Consider the following 19,613-nt stretch of genomic DNA (forward strand, 5'->3'; position numbering starts at 1 on the left):
TGCCGAAAGGACATAGCGCTTAAAGGTCAGTCGATGAATTAAGAATCCCTACGCCTTTAGGCTAGGGAGTGTCAAATGTTGAATCTAACCTACGAGTACAAGCTCATTCCCACCAACGCGCAACGCGAAACATTTGACCTGTGGCTGAACATCTGTCGCAAGGTCTATAAGTTTGCGTTGCGGGAACGGAAGGATTGGCTCAATTCTCGCAAGTGTGATATCAACTCGTGCAGCATCAAACAGGAATACATCATCCCTGCCGATGCACCGCGTCCAACCTTTGCGGGCCAATGCAAAACACTGGCATTGGCAAAGAAGTCAATCCCCGAATTGAAGCTCCCTCACACCCATGTCTTGCAGCAAGTGTTGCGCCAGTTAGAGGCGGCGTTTGTAGCAAGGTGGGATCGCGGACACGGCTTTCCTAGATTCAAAAAGCGGATGCGCTCCGTAGTGTTTCCTCAATTGAATCTAGAATCTGTTAAGCGCTTTAATGGCATCCATTGGGTCAACTTGCCCAAGATTGGAAGCGTCAAAATGCACCTATCGCGCCCAATCCCTGAAGGCTTTGAGGTCAAGCAAATTCGCGTTGTGAAACGGGCATCTGGCTACTGGGCCATGCTTACTTTACAATGTAAGGTTGAAGTGCCTCAAGTCTCGGCATCAGGGCATGGATTGGGGATTGATTTAGGGCTAGAACATTTTTTGGCAACGTCTGATGGTGAATTGATTGATAGACCTCGATTCTTTGTGGGTGGACAACGCAAGCTGAAATCGCTGCAACGTCAACTGAAACGGAAGAAGAAAGGCTCTAGGAAATTTCGTCAGCTTCACCATCAAATTGCCAAACACCACGAGTACATCTCGAATTCTCGGAAAGACTTTCACTTTAAGACCGCTCATCATTTGTGCGACGGAGCCCAAACAGTATTTGCCGAGGACTTGAATCTCAAAGCCATGTCAGCCGGGATGCTGTGTAAGCACACCCTAGATGCGGGGTTTGGGCAGTTTCTCAACATTTTGAGTCATATCTGCTTTAAGCGAGGTGTGTACTTCGCCAAGGTAGATGCTCATGGTACTAGCCAGACCTGCCCCAAGTGCCAAACCCATACAGGTAAAAAGGAACTGTCTCAAAGGGTGCATAAATGTCAAACCTGTGGCTATGAAACGAATCGAGATGTTGCAGCCGCCCAAGTGGTGTTGCAGCGTGGATATACAGCGGTGGGGCACAACGAGCGTGAATTTTGGGGAGGGCAAGCTACATGAGTAGTCCCCATGAACCAAGAATCCCCTCGCCTTTAGGCCGGGGAGTTGTCAAGATTTGGATCATGCCGGCGGTTGCTGCCATTATTTTTGCGGTTTTAACTGCGGTATCGCGCTATCGGCATACTTTTAATTATCCGGTACGGATTACTTCTGAGAACGCTCGCCGGCAATATCTGTTGGGGCGAGGCCTTTTGGCTTGGCTGAAGGCGGAGATTTGCTGGCTGTTGGCGTTTGTGGTGCGGCAGCAAATTCTTGTCGCTTTGGGCAATGCTCAAAGGTTGAGTATGGAGTTACTTTTAGGGTTAGTTGTTTTGATATTTGGGACGGTTGGCGTGTATTTGCTCTAGGCTTATTCTCCTCGCTAGATGTAGGGAAAAAAACTTACATCTACCCTAAGATAAAGTTTTTTGGGTAGATTTTTTTTATCGCTTATGATATTATGCTAGAAAAAAAAAAAATATTTTTTTTTTATTGAGGACTGTAGTGTTCTAATTTTTTTGAGATTTTTAGTCTTCACTATAAACATTTTTGATGGCGGGTAATTGACCGAAAGCATCCAGGATACAAGCCCCCGAATTCATCCGTCCAGAAATAAAAAACCTGTATCCGATAAAGGAACCCCCGAATTTATCCGTGGGGTCAATTCTAAAATCTAAAATCTAAAATCTAAAATCGATTGACGGGACATGAGAGGAATCACAGGCGAGAGGTTTGTGCTACGGTAAACGCCGAGCGACTAACCCATCAGATATGTTTGCTGATTGTTCATCGGCAATACTCGCAGCCGTTGATTTTTCAAATCTGGTTCTAATCCTAGTTCTTCCATAGGAATCACGCCCAACAAAACAACGGAAACGCCTTCTGGTAACTCTAAACAATCAAATCTCCCTTCTCTCCCTTCTATAATAATTTGAGAACCTGCAAAAATTCGACTTTTTGTGATGCCAGCCGATGTTTCTACATCTCTTTCTCCTACTTGTTTTAAACCGAGTTGGCTAATAACGGGAGCTGGCAGGGAAAGCAGTGTCGCTCCGGTATCGACAATAACGTTATCGATCGTCACAGAGCGAACTTCCTCAGCAGAAATGAATCCCCGTTCAGCCATAACTAGATCGATGCGATTCGTGACGGCGATTGTTGTAATAACTTGACCCTTTTGTTTGCCTTGCAGATTGGGGAGTACGAGTGTCATATTATTTACCTATTTTAAAACTTTAAATTAATTGACAAGTCTTGAACGCGGATAAATTAAAGCATCAGATATGTTTGTTCTTCATTCATCGGCAATACTCGCAGCCGTTGATTTTTTAAATCTGGTTCTAAGCCTAGCCTTTCCATCGGAATCACGCCCAGCAAAATCGCATCAACTCCTTCGGGCATTTCAAGGCAGTCAAACACTGCTTGTCGCCCTTCAACTTCCAGCATAATATCTTGAAAAATCCGCCCTTTTCTGATTCCCGCAGCAGTTTCTACATTGGTTTCTCCAAGCTGGCTTAAACCCAACTGCCTGATAATGAAAGCTGGTAAGGCAAGCAGAGTGGCTCCGGTATCTACTAAAACTTTATCGAGAGTTAATGAACGAATTTCACCTGCAGGAATGAACCCCCGCTCAGCTAGGACTTGATCGATGCGATTCGTTACGGTGATTGTTGTAAGAACTTGACCCATTTGTTTGCCTTGCAGATTGGGCAGCACCAGTGTCATATTATGTTACCTTTTTGAGTGCAATTGGTGGAGATTTATATTGTAATATTATCTAGAATCCTGCTTGGTTAGTTAAAATCGTTTTAGTGACCGGCTAAAATTAGAATTTGCCTCAACGCATGACACCAGAAAACAACTCTTCTCAACCCAATCGCCCTGAGTCTAACGTGACTGTAGAAAGTCAGAACGGTGCGAACCCTACTGTGGCACCAGAATCAGGGACAATCGTCGCTACTGCGGAACCGGAAAAACCGGTGCCGCCGCCTCCAACTCGCAAGGTTTTTTTGCCACAGCAGCCGGAACAAACGACTACTGAGAAGTCGGGATCGGTGCTGACGCTGGGGTTGATCGCAGCGATGATTTTTGGGCTCGCCAATGACAACATTTGGCTGGGCTTAATGGGCGCTGTCGGTGCGATCGGCGTATCGCTGCGGTTGATGTGGCCGAGTTGGGGCAAAATCTGGGCGCAGGTAATTCCGCCGACTTGGCGCACTCTGATCGTCGCCTGCTTCGGGCTTTTAGCTGGGATTGTTGGCTTGCTGATGCTCAGCGGTAGTAATACTGAACCGGGAAGCCGCAACATCCAAATCAACTGGGACGCCATCGGCGCTCTCGGCGAGCTGATCGGCGCTTTGGGCCAAATTTTGATCGCGATTTTGGGCGTTTACGTGGCTTGGCGGCAGTACGTGATCTCGAAAGATTTGACGATTCAGCAAAATCGAATTACGCAGCAGCAAACGATCGATGCTTATTTTCAAGGGGTTTCCGACTTAGCCCTTGACGAACAAGGGTTTTTGGAAGACTGGCCCCAGGAAAGGGCGATCGCAGAAGGCCGCACCGCTGCGATTATGAGCAGTGTAGATGCTGAAGGTAAAGCTAAAATTCTGCGGTTTTTGTCGCAGTCGAGATTGGTTACTCCTCTGAAGCGCGATCGGCTTTTAGGCCGCCCCATCCTTGACGGCGACGGCGGCTACGCTGAAGATAGAGATCACGGTATCCGCGTTATCGATCTCAATGTCATGTTAGCGGGTGCTGACCTGGCTGGCACCGATTTGCGGTGGACGGATTTGAGCGAAGCCAACCTCGTCCGCGCCAATCTCAGCAAGTGCGATTTAGTGAAAGCCAACCTCTCGCGCGCTGTCTTGTACGACGCCAATCTCGCTCGCGCCGACATGAGAGCGGCCGCATTATTCTACGGCTCGGCACAAACTGCATCCCCCCGCAGCCGTACCGAATTTCCCAACTATCAAACGGGTGAACATACCGGCGCTGTGGTTGAACGTGTTGATTTCACCGGTGTCAAGCGGCTGTCGGAGGATCAGCGCTATTACTGCTGCGCTTGGTGTGGCTCGAAGTCGAGAGAGACTATTCCCGGCGGCTGCGAAGGGATTCCCAATAAACTCGGACGTTAAAATTAGCAGTACGCCTGTACTTACGTATATATTTGGCGATCGCTCGGCAGCGGACTATACTTTAATTTTAAATCAACAGTCTTGCGCTGTTTTAGCCATGACAAATACTGATTTAGGGCTAGAAGTAATTCCGCATCGTCCGCGCTCCAAAAGCAGGGACGGGTTAATTTTTGTAATTGCTATGTGGTTTCTGAGCCGATCGGTAATTGCGATCGGGATGCAGATAATCGCTCCTTTAGTCTGCAAGGACCCGCCAGTGTATGCCCTCCGGCCGCCTCTGGGTTTTGTCAGCGACTTCCTTCCCAAAAGTGGCTGGGAACTGTTTTCGCATTGGGACGGTAAATGGTACACCCAAATCGCTAATTTAGGCTACAGCTATGCAGATGACGGGCAGCAGCATTCCGTTGCCTTCTATCCGCTTTTTCCCTTACTAATTCGGGGGCTGATGACCCTCGGAATGCGAGCCGACGCCGCAGGGGTATTAATCAACTCTGGGGCGTTTTTGGGTGCGTTATTGGTGGTGTACTTTTGGGTAGAGGAGCGATACGATGCTGGTGCAGCAAAGTGGACGACTGCTGTGCTAGCTTGGTGTCCGTTCTCACTATTTTGCACTGTCATCTATACAGAAGGATTGTTTTTGTTCCTGACAGCATCGGCTTTACGAGCTTTTGAGAGGGGCGAGTATATTTGGGCGGCTTTTTGGGGAGCTTTGACGACTGCTACTAGGGGGCCGGGAGTGGCGCTGATACCTACTTTTTTGCTGGCAGCTTGGAGGGAAAAAAGATCTCCCCTCGCTTATGCTGCGGGTTTTGCTAGCGCGCTCGGGTTCTTTTCATTTATTTTATACTGTGCTATTAATTTGGGAAATCCTTTAGCATTTATTCACATCCAAAAAGCCTGGGGTCAGCCTACTTGGCTGGAGATATTTAAGGACTTTTTCAGTTTCAGCTTGTACAGTGCTACTAAAGTTGGGATGGTTTTTGGCGGTGGCTATTTGTTGTGGTATTTACGAAAAAGGTTGAGCATTACAATCATATGCTTCGGTTTTTGCTCTTTGGCCCTGCTGGTTACTTCGGGAGCTTTACAATCGGTAGAGCGCTACGCTTACGGTATTGTGCCGCTGTCAATAGGTCTTGGCTTGTTATTGGCGGCTAGACCTCGTTGGGGTTACGGGTTGATGGGATTGTTTGGTATATTTCTGCTGCGCTTTTCCGTGAGATTTGCTAGTTGGCTGTGGGTAGGTTAGGGGCGATCGCTCTTAATATCTTTTGCCCAAACTTAATTTACTCTATTTCCCAAGCTGCCTGAAAAAAGTCTCTTTCACACAGCATAGCGTAGCGATAGGTTGCTTCTACTTCTGGCCCTGCCTCTGCGTAGCGATCGACCAAACTTTCCAGCCGTTTTGCTAAAATCTCAAAATCTGGGCTGCTATAGGTCGAAATCCAGTCGCTAAAGGCGTGTTCCGGTATATTAGGTTTAGCTAGCTGCTGTCCCAAAAAAGCATACAACCGCAAGCAAGGAGTCATGGCGGCTACTGTCAAACCCACACCGTTTCCCCAGGCTGTCGCTAATAAAAAATCTGTGTAGCGGCGGGTAGCGATTCCCGGTTTTGCCCCTTGCAAGTTTACACCCCATTTTGCTGCATATCCTTGATGCAAACGAAGTTCTTCTAAAACCCCACTACCGAGATTGTGCAGAATTTCAAACCCCTCCCAGTCGGGTGCTTTTGCCACAGCGATACTGTAAGCGCGAGCGAAGGCTCCCAGAAAAAATGCGTCTTGTGCAACGTAATATGCAAAACTATTTTGGGGGAGGCTGCCGTCAGCAATGCCTCTAACAAAGGGATGTTGCAGACAAGCTTCGCTTAAGTCTTGATTTGCTTGCCAAAGATCATTGGAATTGGTCATGCAATTTTGAATCTCTGGGTTATGATTGTAATTTTTATAGTCTGACTCAACATCTATGATAACAGATATTTTCGCTGTGCGTCAGTCTTATGGTATCTTTTATTTTTCGTATTTAAGAAAATAGATAAGTTTTGGTATTCGGCTATTTTGTGGGCTGCTGTTGTCTGGCTCAAAGAGCGAAATTACGTGCAGAACCTCTCTCGTGAAGTAGCCAGGGTGTTTGGGGAAAAAGAAACTTTTGATTTAACGGTTGAAAAGCCAATTTTTAAACAGAAACTGCAATGAACGATACACCTAAGTATTCCTTGGTAATTCCTATCTATAACGAAGAAGAAAATCTCGCTGAATTGTATCGGCGAATTAGTGCCGTGATGGATCGAATGGACGGCCCAGTAGAATTAATTTTAATCAATGATGGCAGTCGCGATCGCTCTCTCGAACTTTTGCGAGAATTGCACGAAAAAGACTCGCGAATTTGTTACCTCAGCTTTGCCCGCAATTTTGGTCATCAAATAGCTGTAACTGCTGGTTTAAACTTTTCTAGAGGTCAAGTTGTAGTCATCATGGACGGCGATTTACAAGACCCGCCAGAGCTAATTATAGATATGGTAGAACAGTGGAGGCAGGGCTATCAAGTTGTTTACGCTCAACGCACTCAACGCCGTCAAGAAGGTTGGTTTAAGCGGTTGCCCGCTTATATGTATTATCGCATTTTGCGCCATCTTGCTGATGTTGATATACCCATAGATACCGGAGATTTTTGTTTGATGGATAGGTGCGTGGTAGATGTACTCAACGCCATGCCAGAACGCAATCGTTACATTCGGGGACTGCGGGCTTGGATTGGTTTTAAACAAACGGCGGTTAAGTTTGAACGTGATCCGCGCTTTGCAGGCGAGGTTAAGTATACCTTCAGAAAATCTTTGAGTTTGGCGATGAATGGTTTAGTATCTTTTTCAAAAGTTCCCCTTCGACTTTCGATTTATTTGGGGTTATTTGCTGCATTTATATCTGTGTTAATGGCTTTTTTGATTTTGTATTGGCGGCTTTTCTATCCAAGTTCTGCCTTAACTGGTTTGACAATTGTGATGATGGCGGTTTTCTTTTTGGGTGCGGTGCAGTTGGTGAGTATTGGAATTTTGGGCCAGTATATAGGGCGGATTTATGAGGAGGTGAAGGGCCGGCCACTTTATACGCTGGCAGAAGTGGCGGGTTTCGATCCATTTCGTCAAAAAAATGGTAAATAAGCAGGACATTTTTACTATCTTGACGGCTTAAAGATAGCGGTTGTATGGTACGTCTGCTTAATCACCTGAACCCTGAACCACATTCAAAATGCGGGTTGTTGATTCATTATTTTCTACTTGATTTCAGCCGATATAAACTCCTGATGCCATTGTTGAGCGACTCTATTCCAGCCAAATGAATCTTTAAGAGCTAATGCTTCCTGTCTTAAAGAGTCTTGTTTCTCAGGATTTTTTAGCAAGTCTATCACTGCTGCAATAAAAGCATTATTAGTTTCCTCATCGCCCGCAGGCCCCTTAATTCTGATACCTGATTTTACAGTGTCATCTAAACCTGCATAAGTTGTCACCACAGGAACACAACCAGCAGCTTGCGCTTTCCAAGCACTAATACAGAAAATCTCCGCCGCAGTATGACAAGGATAAACCCAGATGCCTGATTTGAATAATTCTTCCACTAACTCCTTGTGTCCAATCCTGCCATGTTCATAGACATTTTCTTGCTCGAAAAGTTGTAAAAGTTTTTGCTTTTTATCTGGTAAGTATGGAAATTTCTCAATATAAGGTGAATTAATTAAAGCATCAATTCCTTGCCAACCATAAAAAATATGTAATTCAACATCGGGCACTTCTTTGAGAACTTGATCCCATTGAGTTAGTAAATTTTCAATACCTCTTGCATAATCACTAATCGAAATGAGCCTTTTGGGATTTCTAGCAATTCCTGTTAAGTTGAAATCTTCGAGATTAATCCCATTGGTTGTTAAAAAAATCTTGTCTTCAGGAATCCAGTCGGGCAGCAGAGATTTATGAAAATTTGACAACATAAAAATTTTGTCAAAACTTGCCAGAAATTCTAAACGCTGAGACTCTTCTACAGGAGGAAATAATTTCGGGTTATCGTGCATCCAGACAGCCGTTTTTCGGGCTTTCACTTTCATACGCATAGGTTGTGTCCAAACACGATGAAAGATTAAGACATTAAAGTTATCTTCGGTATTGAATTTATCAACTGACTGATAAACTACTCCCTTATATTCCCCTTCCATATCACCGCAGCGATTAAAAACAGTAACCTGGTAGCCTAATTTAACTAATTCTTGACTTAAGTAAATAATCGCTTCTTCACTTCCGCCAATACCTTTATTCACAGATAGAGGAGACCAATCTTCTAGATGAAATGGAAAATTGGAATAAATTACAATTGAGTTATTGTCCCAGTTCATATTATTTGACTCTTCCAAACTTTTGACATAGATATTGTAGAGTAAAATTAGATATTTGTCAAACAAATCCCATCAATCAAGAGGATTTAATTTTGTGTCACTGACTCACACAACATTGTTAAGGTCGTTTTTTGATTGATACACACTTTTTCTATGACTGTCATCACATCATCAGCAAATAACTGTGCGGTTCGATCGCTGATGACAGGTTCTACATAAATAAAGTTGCAAAATAATTGCTCATTTAGCGTGAGAACTCCTAACCAAAAACAATCACCACTAATATGGTGAGGAGTAGCAAAGTATAATTCCTTAACCTTTAGCTTATCGGCTTGATGTCGAAATTTAAATTTGCCTCTATTGGAAATTGAAAAAAGATTATTTCTTCCCATAGTATCTTCTTTACTCACTATAGACTTAATAACTAGTTCCTTGATGGTATCCATGTCAAGATGACGTAATTTACTTTGTAGTAGTCTAGTTATATGGACACCGCTAATTAAAGAATCATGTATGCGGGATTTACATTCTCTAGCTAAATCCCAAAAAGATGTCTTTGGCTCAATTAACTGATTAAAACCCAGCGCAGATATAAAACAACCTAGATTTTGGCCTGTGATTTCAGGCTCACAATATTTTCTCAAATCTACAGGTAAACCATAGGAGAAATTTACCTGTGTATCTATTGATAGTAATTTGCCAGCAGCAAATAGCATAGCCGCACACATAGCACCATGCACAGTGGTTTTTTCTTGTTTGCATTTATCAATTAGTATCTTAGTCTTTTCTTGACTAAGCATTCGCGGTAGCATCCGAGTCAAACGTTCATTTGCGGATGCTTGATGTTCAATAATTAATTGTGGTGGCAGAGTTTGTTGTTCATTTGCGAGTTGAGGATTTTCTCTTGGGTGTTGAGTGGGAATATTATAAGTAAGTACATTTTCTAGGGGAGCAAGAAATTCTAGTGATTCTACTTGAGATATATTCTCTCCTTCTTTAATTGCCTGACAATAAAATAACAAATCATCAATAAAGCGCATACATGATATGCCATCTACAATTCCATGATGAAAGGTAATAATCATTTCACAGGTATTTTGATGTTGATGAGAATACAAAAGAGTTAAACGACACAGAGGATTTTTCCCTGGTGTGAATTTTGTATGTAGTTCTTTTTCAGCAATTTTAATTGCTTCATTTTCATCTTGTTTGTAGATAACTTGTACGGAAATTTCTGTTATGCCTGTCGATTGAAAATATAATCCATCCTCAGACTCAACAATGTAAACTTGGAGCATGGGATGACGCTGTTGGACTAATTTAAGAGCTTGTTTAACAACATCCGGTGTTAAAATCCCTTCCAGAGAGACAACATTTACAATTAGCCCACCTCCCACATCATGGCCTAGCGCCATCCACATTTCTACCAAACCAAGTTTTCTGCTGAAAGATTTCATTTTAATTTTCTCTAATTTCAAAGTTTATCTACATTTATGCAATTGCTCAATTATCCCAAATTGAGTTGTATGTAAGTTAGTTTCTTCATCAACCGCAGGTTCATTAATTCTGATACCTGATTTCACAGTTTCATTTGTGTAACTCACTCAATACTTCGGACAGTTTTTGGTTGTCACCGGCATAATTAGGGTTTGAGCCAAGTCACAACTCAGGAAAAATCAACGATTCCAGCCATTTTACCCCAAAGTGTCAGAACTATTGTAACTGACTCATCTGGGAGTGTGACAAAGAGGCCTAGGAACTAGACTAAATAAGGGTGGCAGGTTGTATACCCTGTTGAGAAAAGCAAAGTTTATTTGGAGTTAGGTTCATTAACTCTTGCACATCTACTGAATATTGAGCCAGATAATTGACCCAGGGGTCTCCATCTCAACCAACGCCTTCATGTACTCCGTCTGCGATATTTTTTTGTCTGTTATTGAGAGGGCGGTATACATATTTTGATATCGGTATTTTATGAATTTTAGCGCATTTAAATACAGCACAACTTTAGGCGAGGGTTATTAACAAAATGATTTTAATGATTTGGCTTCTCCTTAAGCTAGTTGCTTCGCGCATTGTAACATCGAGCTTTACCATTTCGGAACCTTTATTCAATTGCCATGCGCTGGCTGTAACCATCGCTCTCTAGTGACAACGAGCCTAAATCTGTGAGAATAAACTTGCGCGTCTTTAAGTTTAGATCCCTGATAGTTGCGTTTCTATTTACAGGCAAGATCAAACCCTGCTAATGGTCGGGTTTTCCTGAATCTTACTCCTTGAAAGTATAAACCAGTTGCTGGTTCTACTCCTAGCTGACGAGGTGACAACCGAGTTGAAAGACTTATCATCGCAAGCTGTTTTAAGCGTATTCCGTTGTGATGGTAGTGCGATTGTCTCTAGTTTTTTTTGGGAGTTTACCGATCGATTGAGTGCTTCAGATGATAACTTTGCCTCCATTGAAGCCGCCGTAGAAGAAGGATGCACCGTTTATGGCAACCTGCTGAAAACCATTGGGCTTATCCTACCCGTCAACGGTGGAGAGGCGATGACCATAGTGGTGGGAATCTTGGCTGGTACCACCTTGCCAATTTTGCCCGTGCAGATTCTCTGGGTGAATATGGTGGGTTCCGTCGCCCTTAGTGCCACTCTAGCTTTTGAGCCCTTATAGGCTGACACTATGCGCGGTTTGCTCCTCTTGCATCACAGGGGGAACGCATCTTATTGAACACTGTTCATCAGTGGTGAGTATATTTTGAGATAAATTCACCATTCAAAGAAGCTACAGACACGCGTGGTAATGACTTTTGTAAGAAAATAGGAACTGATTAAGGTGGTTTTTACGCTCGCTGCTCATTTTGAGACAATAAAAATATTACAACCACTTTTTCCCAGTTGTATAATAGTTAGTAATGAGTTATTCATGAGAATTTAGTTAACTGCAACAGCGAGGATCTTAGTCAAATAGTCATCATCCCAGCCGGCTCGAAGTCGCTTATTTTTTGCTCCGGTTTTTGAGGTTTTTTCTTGATTCAACAGATTGAGCGAGATGTGTCTAAGAATAGCAAAATTTTGCGGAGCATTATCTTTTCTAATCCGACACTCATCTTCACGAAAACCCACATCTAATACCCAATGTAAAGAATTTTCAATTCCCCAATGGCTGCGGACTGATTCACCAAATTTTTGAGCATTATTTGGTAAACTACTAATATAATAACGAGTTTCAATAGTTGTTTTTTCCTTCACTATTCTCACGGATTCTATCAAGCCTATACTGTGAAGTTTCTCCCATTGATTGTCGGGGTCAATTAGCTCTTTAATGTCACTTAACATTATGTGATGTCGAATTTCTGAGCGACCGTGATTACTCTCTTTATTTGTCGAATAAGCTGTATGTGTAAAACCCGAAAACCCTTGTCTAATTGCTTGTTTAAACAACTCTTCTACTCTGGCATACAGGGATGGTTGGTTCTTTTTTAAGGTGATTACATAATCTCCTTCTTGTGAGACAATTGACTTCACAATTGACCTCTGACAGCCCATAGCATCAATGGTGACAATGCTTCCATTTAATTCTAATACTTTGAGTAAAGCCGGAATAGCTGCGATCTCATTAGATTTTTTATCTACCTTAACTTGTCCTAAAACTAATCTTTGACTCGTCGCCCAAGCACTGACCATATGAATTGCTTTTTTATCTCCCCCCCGTGAGTAAGAATGGCGAAGAGTTTTGCCATCAATGGCGATTACTTCTCCGGGATTGAAGCAACTAATAGATTGAATCCAACTTAAAAAACATTTCTGAAATTGCTCCGGTTTTAGGCGAGAAAATACTCGCGCAATTGTGTCATGTGAAGGGATGCCCTTCGGCAATTCTAAAATTTTCTTTAACCATTCGTATTGAGCTGCGCCCGTAACTTTCAATATCCACCCATGTATCAGCACCGCAAATCACGGCACAAATTGAGAGGGTGATAATATCAATTAATTGATGATGTTTCGTCCGCTCAATTCTTGGATCTTCTAAGTCGGAAAAATGGTCGGCGATGGTGATTGTAGGTTTAACTTTCATACAGGTAAACTCTAATTAAATGTTTTGTAGTTACTCAATAATTCTTCTCCAAGATACCAGATCATGTTAACATGAAATTTAGATGCGTTCGCCCTGTCTTGCATCATGTGATAGCGATCGTCAGTCTAATTGGCGCGGCTGGAATTTATGCGTTTGAGCGCGAATTTCCTAATGGTAGTGCTGGCATTAATGACTATGGCACTGTGCTGTGGTGGAAGCGAATGTTGATGAGTACGATCGGCTCTGATTACTTTCCGAAAACAGCCCAAGGGCATGTGTTTTGTTTTTTACTGGCGTTGTGTGCGATCGCCATATGCGGTTATTTGACAGCAACGCTGGCTACATTTTTTGTGAGTCAGAATGCTGAGAGCGATCGATCAGAAATAGCGGCTACACAATCAATTCAAGCAGTGTCAACCGAAATTACTGCACTGCCAAGGTTCAATCCTGCTTGACCGAAGAACGAGACGCAAGCCCCCTGGCTTTAGACATGGGGATAAGTAGGTAGCGGTTTCAACCGCCTTCAGTATTTAACAATTCTTAAGGTAAAATTAGTGTAGTATGCAGATTAGTGCTGTATAACTCTACTATGAGTGTTAATTACAAATCAAATAAAAATGTTGTCTACTCGTGCAAGTACCACATTGTGTGGTGTCCGAAATATCGTCGCAAGATTTTAGTTGAGGGGGTCGATGCCCGTTTAAAGGAGATATTGTTAGAGGTGGCGACTGAGTTTAACAGTGAATTAATAGAAATGGAAGTAATGCCAGATCATGTTCACCTCTTAGTCGAGTGCGATCCTCAATTTGGAATTGCCAAGCTAATTCGATACATGAAAGGACGCTCTTCCAGATATCTCCGTCAAGAATTTCCTTGGTTAAAAAGTCGATTGCCAACCCTGTGGACGAATAGCTACTTTATTGCGACTGTTGGCGGTGCGCCTATTTCAGTAATCAAGCAGTACATTGAAAATCAAAAAAATGTCTAGCTATGGATGTCAGCAAAATTTAATTAGTCCAAATCGAGAGTTAAGAAGCGTTCTAGAGTTTGTATGCGAAGAGTCGAACAAACTAGCCAACTGCGGGACTTACTACTCTCGACAACTGTATTTCAAGACCGGGAGGATTCCCGGCAAGTATGACTTGCACAAATTATTCAAGGAAAATCTTCATTTCAAAGCGCTGTATTCCCATGTTGCTCAACAAACGTTGACCAGTGTTGCGGAATCTTTCAAGTCATATATTGGATTGCTCAAGGGAATCAAAAGTGGCACAGTAAGGCAACATCCTAGACTACCCAAATACCGCAAAAACAGCTTAAAGCTTGTGACCTTCCCAAAGGCAGACGTAAAGCTAAAGAATGGGCAATTGAGGTTCCCATTAGGCAGTAAGGTTAAATTGTGGTTTGGAATTAGTGAATTTTATTTGCCGATGCCGTCCAATCTCGACTACAAGACAATTATAGAGATTCGTATTTTGCCAAGAAATGGACAATTTTATGCCGAGTTTGTCTACCAACTTCAGTCAAGAGCGATCGAATTAGATGTCAGCAAAGCTCTGGGTATCGATCCAGGGTTGAATAATTGGTTAACTTGTGTTTCCAATGCGGGAACAAGTTTTATCGTAGATGGACGGCATCTAAAATCATTAAATCAATGGTATAACAAGCGAGTTGCAGCGATTAAAGAGCATAGACCTCAAGGTTTTTGGTCTAAGAGATTGGCGCATATTACAGAGAAGCGAAACAGGCAGGTCAGAGATGCAGTTAACAAAGCGGCTAGATTAATATTGAAACACTGCCTAGAAAATCAGATAGGCACAGTCGTTTTTGGCTGGAATAAAGAAATGCGTCAAGAGATTAATCTTGGCAGCAAAACAAATCAAAATTTTGTGCAAATTCCTACCGCTCGATTGAAAGATAGGATTTCCCAACTTTGCGAACAATATGGCATTCGGTTTATCGAAACCGAAGAAAGCTATACGAGTAAGGCGAGTTTTTTAGATTCGGATGAATTGCCTAAGTGGGCGTGAAAAAACTGAAGGGTGGAAAGAATCTGGGAAGCGCGTTAATCGCGGATTGTATCGTTCAAAAGATGGAAGCAAAATCAATGCAGACTGCAACGGTGCGGCGAATATTTTGCGAAAAGTAGCGGCAACTTTAGGGTTATGCCTTAAAAGAGTCAGTAGAGGCGCTTTGATTTCGCCTTTGAAGGTTCGTATTTGGACTCTTCAAGAATCCCCATCCCTTTAGGGCTGGGGAGTATCAAGAAAAGGTTGAGACCTGTGAATTGCTAACCTTGGATTTGAGCATGAGGTCGATCGCTCTCGATGCGATACTAGAGAAACGATGATGTCTGTCCAATTATAGATCACCTTTTACTCTAAACTCTTCCAAGCGAGAGATGATTTTTGATTTTGGGAAATTTACTATAATAATACCCTCTAGCCACTCACATAAAACTACTTAAAATAAGGGGAAAAACAAGCCGAATAAATTCATGACAGGGAATCAAAAAAAACTTGATCCAGGATAAATCCTATATTGCACTGTTCAATAGTGCGGACTATTTTTATCGGGCCCAATGGCTAATTTTCTATGACTTTGAGCCCCGGTGGATAATTAAATCAATGTCATCTCCACTCCTGACTTGCATTTAATTCGACTTTTTTATGTTCCTTGCCCTCTAAAGCTTGTAGTATCGTTCCCAAAAAAGCCCGCACTATTGAATGTTAACCTGGTTCTATTTATTACATTGACACGAGAAACTCATGGAAAACACATTGTTCGATCGCACATTCCGCGACAGCGAAGGCCAAATTGTTATAGCTCAGATGCCAAATCTACCACTGAGTGTCGGGATTATAGCTAGTTTATTAACGCTCATTGTTACAACAGGAAAAGTTAATCTAGGATTGGAGCTAGTCGCCTTTGGATCTTTGTTTACTTGGGCTTGGGAAGAATTATTTCAAGGCGTTAATTACTTTCGTAGAGCATTAGGTCTGATTGTGCTGGTTGGTCTAATTGCGGGGAAACTTCAATAATTAGGTAAGCATAAATCAAATCAAGAAGGTATATAAGCTGTCACGCATTTAAATTGCATATTCTGGGCGGGCTCTTAGGCCCACCCCACCCAAGGGGATTGTTTTGTGACATTCAGTTTAAATGCACAACAGCTTAGCACTGGGAGCATCTCAATGAAAGCAGCCCAGCTAGAAATTGGAGTTTTGAGGCAGGAGTTTTGAGGCTCTCTTGCTGCGGGGAAAGAGGAAGAAGGAAGGAGCCCGAATAAGTGTTTTTACAAATATGAGATGCTCCCTCCCGATCGCGGGGGTGGTGATCAGTCTTCTGGATATTGATGAAATGCGTGGCGAAAAGACAGAACAACCTTCTGGTTGATGTTGAAGCTAGTTGGCTTGAGGTTTCGGTTAAGATATTTTGTTGTGAATATATGGAAGAGAAATTATGAAAGGTTTAAAGGGAAAAAACGCACTCATTACTGGAGCGAGTTCAGGCATTGGGCAGGCGATCGCCATTCGTCTCGCCCAAGAAGGTTGCAACATTGCCGTTAACTATCGCAAAAGCTTAGAAGAGGCAGAAGATACTGAAGAAATTGCTCTGCAAAAAGCCTGTGGACAAGCATCGGAATGCGGGGTTGAAACGCTATTAGTTCAGGGAGATGTCTCCAAAGAAGACGACATCCTTCGTATGGTGAATAGTGTCATTGATAAATTTGGTAGTCTCGATATCCTGATTAATAATGCTGGGATTCAAACAGAAAGCGCATCCCATGAAGTGCCAACCGATGAATTCGATCGCGTGATTGCAGTAAATTTGCGAGGTGCATATCTCTGTGCGCGGGAAACCATTAAGCACCTATTGAGTCAGCAACGCCCTGGGGTGATTATCAATATTTCCAGTGTGCATGAAATCATTCCCCGCCCGATGTATATCAGCTATTCCATCAGCAAAGGTGGCATGGGTAATTTAACCAAAACCCTAGCGTTGGAATACGCAAACCGAGGCATCCGCGTCAATGCTATTGCGCCCGGTGCAACAATTACACCGATTAATGAAAGCTGGACTGACAATCCAGAACAAAAGGCAGTAGTGGAAAGCCATATCCCAATGGGACGGGCAGGCACATCGGAGGAAATGGCGGCATCTGTTGCCTTTCTCGCATCAGATGAAGCGGCTTACATTACGGGACAAACGCTCTATATTGATGGTGGATTGACCCTCTATGCTGACTTTCGCGAATCTTGGTCTGCCTAAACTGACAATGAACCACTTGCTGAGTTGCGGAATGACTGTGAACTGCTGAAATTGAGGGATAGGTTTCATAAGAAATGATTCTTTTGGATAAATTTAGGCTCGATCGCAGCGAGCCTAAATTGGCGTTAAATAGCGCCTTGATTATGAACCGCAGAGGGCGCAGAGGACACAGAGAGGGGAGAAGAGGATCAAGGGGATATAAAACCCATATTTGGGATTACTTGTAACTAGATTCTACCAAGATGACAGGAAGAGGACTGGTTTCTAATACGGCTTGAGAAACTGAACCTACTAGCACTTGTTCCCAAGGTTGATGCCCTCGTTTTCCGATCGCAATATATGTCACTTGCCGAGCTTGCGCCACGCGGATAATCTCCTCTGGCACTGTACCAGAAAGACTCAGGAACTCATAGCGAATATCTGATAAGATTCGTTGTGCTTGTTGTTGTAATTGGGCGATCGCCTTTTTATCTCCCAGGTTATCCACATACAAAACAATCACATCCCCGTCACTGCGCCGAGCTAAGTCTGCGGCCTTAGTTAAAACATCTGTTGTTAGGGGGGAAGTGTCTACGGCGGCGAGAAAAACTGGACGACCGGAAATAGCTACTTTTGTCGGGTCAACTTCGCCTTTTTCTAATAGTTTGGGAGCAAAAGTGGGAATTGCCCATGCACCCAAGGGAGCGGTTACTAAAATTGAGAGGGCTGCGATCGCCAAAATCGTCTCGCCACCAGCAATCCCCTGAGCTAGAGGAATCGCCCCAATCGCCGCTTGCACCGTTGCCTTAGCCGAATTTCCTGCTAGCAAAAACAGCCGTTCTTTCCCAGTCCAATTACTACCCAAGGTGGAAAGATACCAACCGAGCGATCGCCCAATCAGAGTCCCAATCGCCAACACCAACAAACCAACCAGCAAGGTATTGCCTAATACATTAAGTTGAATACTGGCTCCCAGCAGCACAAACAAAATAATTTCCGCGATCGTCCACAAACTATCAAAGCCACCCCGCAATCTTCGTGCTAAAGGCGCATCCAACTCAATCAGGAAAAACCCCGCCCCCATGACAGCCAAATAGCCAGAGAAAACCGGAATATGTTCGGCTGATACTACCAGCCCTAGGGCAAAGCCAGCAGCGACTAGGGAGTCCTGAACCGCAGTTTGAGTCCAGTTTTGCTTGACTAATAGTGACACCAAAATTCGAGCAGTCACCCATCCCAACAGCACCCCCAAGGTAATTTGGATGATGATTTGAAATGGCAGTAATTGCAGAGGGCTGAGGGTGATTCCTCCCAGTAAGGTAATGGTTGTAGCTTTCCCTTGGGACAGAAACGCTAGCAGTAGGCTAAACACCAGCAAAAGCAATACATCTGACAAGGCACTTCCAGTCAGAATGGCATCGGGAATTCCTTTTTTTACTCCCCAACCTAGACTTTTTAACCGCAGCATTCCGGGAACAATTACTGCTGGAGATTCTGCGCCAATGATGCAGCCTAGCAGTAGCCCCGTCAAAAAATCAAACTGAAGTAGCCACATCGCAGCGACAGCAATAGAGATAGCCTCGCAAGCAGCAGGCAGAAAGCCTAATCGCAGCGCCACGGTTCCCTGTTGGGATAGCTTTTCGCGATCGAGTCCTAACCCCGCCTTCATCAAAATCACCATCACGGCAATGGTGCGAAGGGAATTCGCTGCGCCCAAAACCTCTGGGCTAATGACATTCCCCAGTTGCGGGCCTAATAAAATGCCCACCTGCACCATACCTACGAGTGCTGGAGCTTTCAGCCGTCGAGCAATCTGCCCGACAAAAAAGCCCATTAATAAAATCCAGATCATACTTTCTAACATCACGCCACCTTGAAGCTGAATGGATGAACGTGACTTGTAGGGGAAAGATCGATCGACGCCTCCGCACCATCCTACCCTTCCGCCACAAGTCGGAACAGTAGGAGCCATCAGCCTTTTAAACGTTATGAAGATTATTAATAACGAAGGGCGGTTTCGGCGAGCTCCATCGCCATCATTACTTTTATAGCACTATTGAAGCTCATCTTCCATTTCCGTGCCCCTTCCCTAACGCTATTTAAGGGAGGATTTTTCCCGTATAATTTCATTGATTCTCCAATATTGATGAATTTAGGGTGCTCTGGGTTGCACCTAACCCATATTACTTCTGAAGGTAGCAATGCTGCTCTTGCCCCCAAATGCTGCTACAATAATGAGTTGTGAACTTCTTTTTTTCTTTGTTTTTTTTCTTTCTTAAGTCTGCGTGTTCAGTGTTCTTTGCGGTATCTAAAAAAATACTCATGTTGAAAATTTACGAATATTCTCTCTCTGGGAATTGCTACAAGATCCGCTTGCTTTTAACTCAGCTTAACATTCCCTGCGAGCGACGGGAAATTGATATTATAAAAGGAGAAAGCCGAACTACTGAATTTTTGGGTAGTGATAAATATGTAGTGATTAGATATTCATTTGCTCAAAACATAGTTGTAATGATGAATAAAATACCAAATAG

The 19,613-nt window shown here is 43.3% G+C and carries 16 protein-coding genes, 3 pseudogenes and 1 riboswitch; of the genes and pseudogenes, 12 read left to right on the forward strand and 7 right to left on the reverse strand.

Annotation, left to right across the window (positions count from 1 at the left end; translation table 11 throughout):
* The first annotated feature begins 75 nt into the window (after positions 1-75).
* Together QUB11_RS28335 and QUB11_RS28340 are read left to right on the forward strand one after the other, a co-directional pair.
* Positions 76-1,263: a transposase gene (locus tag QUB11_RS28335; protein ID WP_333392280.1), complete on the forward strand. Its 1,188-nt coding sequence runs from the start codon at positions 76-78 to the stop codon at positions 1,261-1,263.
* Positions 1,260-1,610, forward strand: a complete 351-nt coding sequence (locus tag QUB11_RS28340) for a hypothetical protein (RefSeq protein ID WP_333392282.1) — start codon at positions 1,260-1,262, stop codon at positions 1,608-1,610. The genes QUB11_RS28335 and QUB11_RS28340 overlap by 4 nt, the downstream gene beginning before the upstream one ends.
* A gap of 389 nt (positions 1,611-1,999) precedes the next feature.
* Here QUB11_RS28340 and QUB11_RS28345 read toward each other — a convergent pair whose 3' ends face one another.
* Together QUB11_RS28345 and QUB11_RS28350 are read right to left on the reverse strand one after the other, a co-directional pair.
* A complete protein-coding gene (locus tag QUB11_RS28345) occupies positions 2,000-2,455 on the reverse strand; it encodes an aspartyl protease (protein ID WP_333392283.1) in 456 nt (151 codons plus the stop codon).
* Positions 2,456-2,511: 56 nt separating this feature from the next.
* Entirely contained in the window at positions 2,512-2,967 is a 456-nt protein-coding gene (locus QUB11_RS28350; RefSeq protein WP_333392287.1) for an aspartyl protease, read from the reverse strand.
* A 119-nt stretch (positions 2,968-3,086) separates the two neighbouring features.
* Between QUB11_RS28350 and QUB11_RS28355 the strand changes: the two genes are divergently transcribed.
* Both QUB11_RS28355 and QUB11_RS28360 read left to right on the forward strand, forming a co-directional pair.
* Positions 3,087-4,379 carry a pentapeptide repeat-containing protein gene (locus QUB11_RS28355; RefSeq protein WP_333152072.1) on the forward strand — a complete coding sequence of 431 codons (1,293 nt, stop codon included), beginning with the start codon at positions 3,087-3,089 and terminating at the stop codon, positions 4,377-4,379.
* Between the two features lie 97 nt (positions 4,380-4,476).
* The gene (locus QUB11_RS28360; RefSeq protein WP_333206117.1) at positions 4,477-5,625 is read left to right on the forward strand and encodes a mannosyltransferase family protein; all 1,149 of its coding nucleotides are present in this window, start codon (positions 4,477-4,479) and stop codon (positions 5,623-5,625) included.
* Positions 5,626-5,662: 37 nt separating this feature from the next.
* Here QUB11_RS28360 and QUB11_RS28365 read toward each other — a convergent pair whose 3' ends face one another.
* Positions 5,663-6,286 carry a TenA family protein gene (locus QUB11_RS28365; RefSeq protein ID WP_333392288.1) on the reverse strand — a complete coding sequence of 208 codons (624 nt, stop codon included), beginning with the start codon at positions 6,284-6,286 and terminating at the stop codon, positions 5,663-5,665.
* 281 nt (positions 6,287-6,567) lie between these two features.
* Between QUB11_RS28365 and QUB11_RS28370 the strand changes: the two genes are divergently transcribed.
* A complete protein-coding gene (locus tag QUB11_RS28370; protein WP_333206119.1) occupies positions 6,568-7,533 on the forward strand; it encodes a glycosyltransferase family 2 protein in 966 nt (321 codons plus the stop codon).
* A 113-nt stretch (positions 7,534-7,646) separates the two neighbouring features.
* Here QUB11_RS28370 and QUB11_RS28375 read toward each other — a convergent pair whose 3' ends face one another.
* On the reverse strand, positions 7,647-8,756 hold the full coding sequence (locus QUB11_RS28375; RefSeq protein ID WP_333392290.1) for a glycosyltransferase family 4 protein: 1,110 nt from the start codon (positions 8,754-8,756) through the stop codon (positions 7,647-7,649).
* A gap of 86 nt (positions 8,757-8,842) precedes the next feature.
* On the reverse strand, positions 8,843-10,234 hold the full coding sequence (locus tag QUB11_RS28380) for a condensation domain-containing protein (protein WP_333392293.1): 1,392 nt from the start codon (positions 10,232-10,234) through the stop codon (positions 8,843-8,845).
* 956 nt (positions 10,235-11,190) lie between these two features.
* On the opposite strand from QUB11_RS28380, the pseudogene QUB11_RS28385 reads away from it, so the two are divergent.
* A pseudogene (locus QUB11_RS28385) lies at positions 11,191-11,418 on the forward strand (hypothetical protein); the annotation flags it as partial.
* Between the two features lie 266 nt (positions 11,419-11,684).
* On the opposite strand, the pseudogene QUB11_RS28390 reads toward QUB11_RS28385, so the two are convergent.
* Positions 11,685-12,828: pseudogene (locus tag QUB11_RS28390) on the reverse strand (ISAs1 family transposase).
* A gap of 71 nt (positions 12,829-12,899) precedes the next feature.
* On the opposite strand from QUB11_RS28390, the gene QUB11_RS28395 reads away from it, so the two are divergent.
* From QUB11_RS28395 to QUB11_RS28415, 5 genes are all read left to right on the forward strand, one after another.
* Complete coding sequence (locus QUB11_RS28395; RefSeq protein ID WP_333206122.1) at positions 12,900-13,283, forward strand: ion channel; 384 nt, start codon at positions 12,900-12,902, stop codon at positions 13,281-13,283.
* A 134-nt stretch (positions 13,284-13,417) separates the two neighbouring features.
* The gene (gene tnpA, locus QUB11_RS28400; RefSeq protein WP_333152062.1) at positions 13,418-13,816 is read left to right on the forward strand and encodes an IS200/IS605 family transposase; all 399 of its coding nucleotides are present in this window, start codon (positions 13,418-13,420) and stop codon (positions 13,814-13,816) included.
* Positions 13,809-14,858 carry a transposase gene (locus QUB11_RS28405; protein ID WP_333206123.1) on the forward strand — a complete coding sequence of 350 codons (1,050 nt, stop codon included), beginning with the start codon at positions 13,809-13,811 and terminating at the stop codon, positions 14,856-14,858. The genes tnpA and QUB11_RS28405 overlap by 8 nt, the downstream gene beginning before the upstream one ends.
* Positions 14,859-15,596: 738 nt before the next feature.
* Positions 15,597-15,869, forward strand: coding sequence for a hypothetical protein (locus QUB11_RS28410; protein ID WP_333152057.1), 273 nt, complete (start codon positions 15,597-15,599; stop codon positions 15,867-15,869).
* A gap of 421 nt (positions 15,870-16,290) precedes the next feature.
* The gene (locus tag QUB11_RS28415) at positions 16,291-17,100 is read left to right on the forward strand and encodes a glucose 1-dehydrogenase (RefSeq protein WP_333392296.1); all 810 of its coding nucleotides are present in this window, start codon (positions 16,291-16,293) and stop codon (positions 17,098-17,100) included.
* A 217-nt stretch (positions 17,101-17,317) separates the two neighbouring features.
* Here the strand turns inward: QUB11_RS28415 and QUB11_RS28420 are convergent, their stop codons facing one another.
* Complete coding sequence (locus QUB11_RS28420; protein ID WP_333392298.1) at positions 17,318-18,943, reverse strand: cation:proton antiporter; 1,626 nt, start codon at positions 18,941-18,943, stop codon at positions 17,318-17,320.
* Positions 18,944-19,034: 91 nt separating this feature from the next.
* Positions 19,035-19,123, reverse strand: a riboswitch (Fluoride riboswitch).
* A gap of 278 nt (positions 19,124-19,401) precedes the next feature.
* Here QUB11_RS28420 and QUB11_RS28425 point away from each other — a divergent pair.
* Positions 19,402-19,613, forward strand: a pseudogene (locus QUB11_RS28425) (hypothetical protein); the annotation flags it as partial.

It is taken from the genome of Microcoleus sp. B6-A1 (assembly GCF_036705085.1).
Taxonomy (GTDB): Bacteria; Cyanobacteriota; Cyanobacteriia; order Cyanobacteriales; family Microcoleaceae; genus Microcoleus.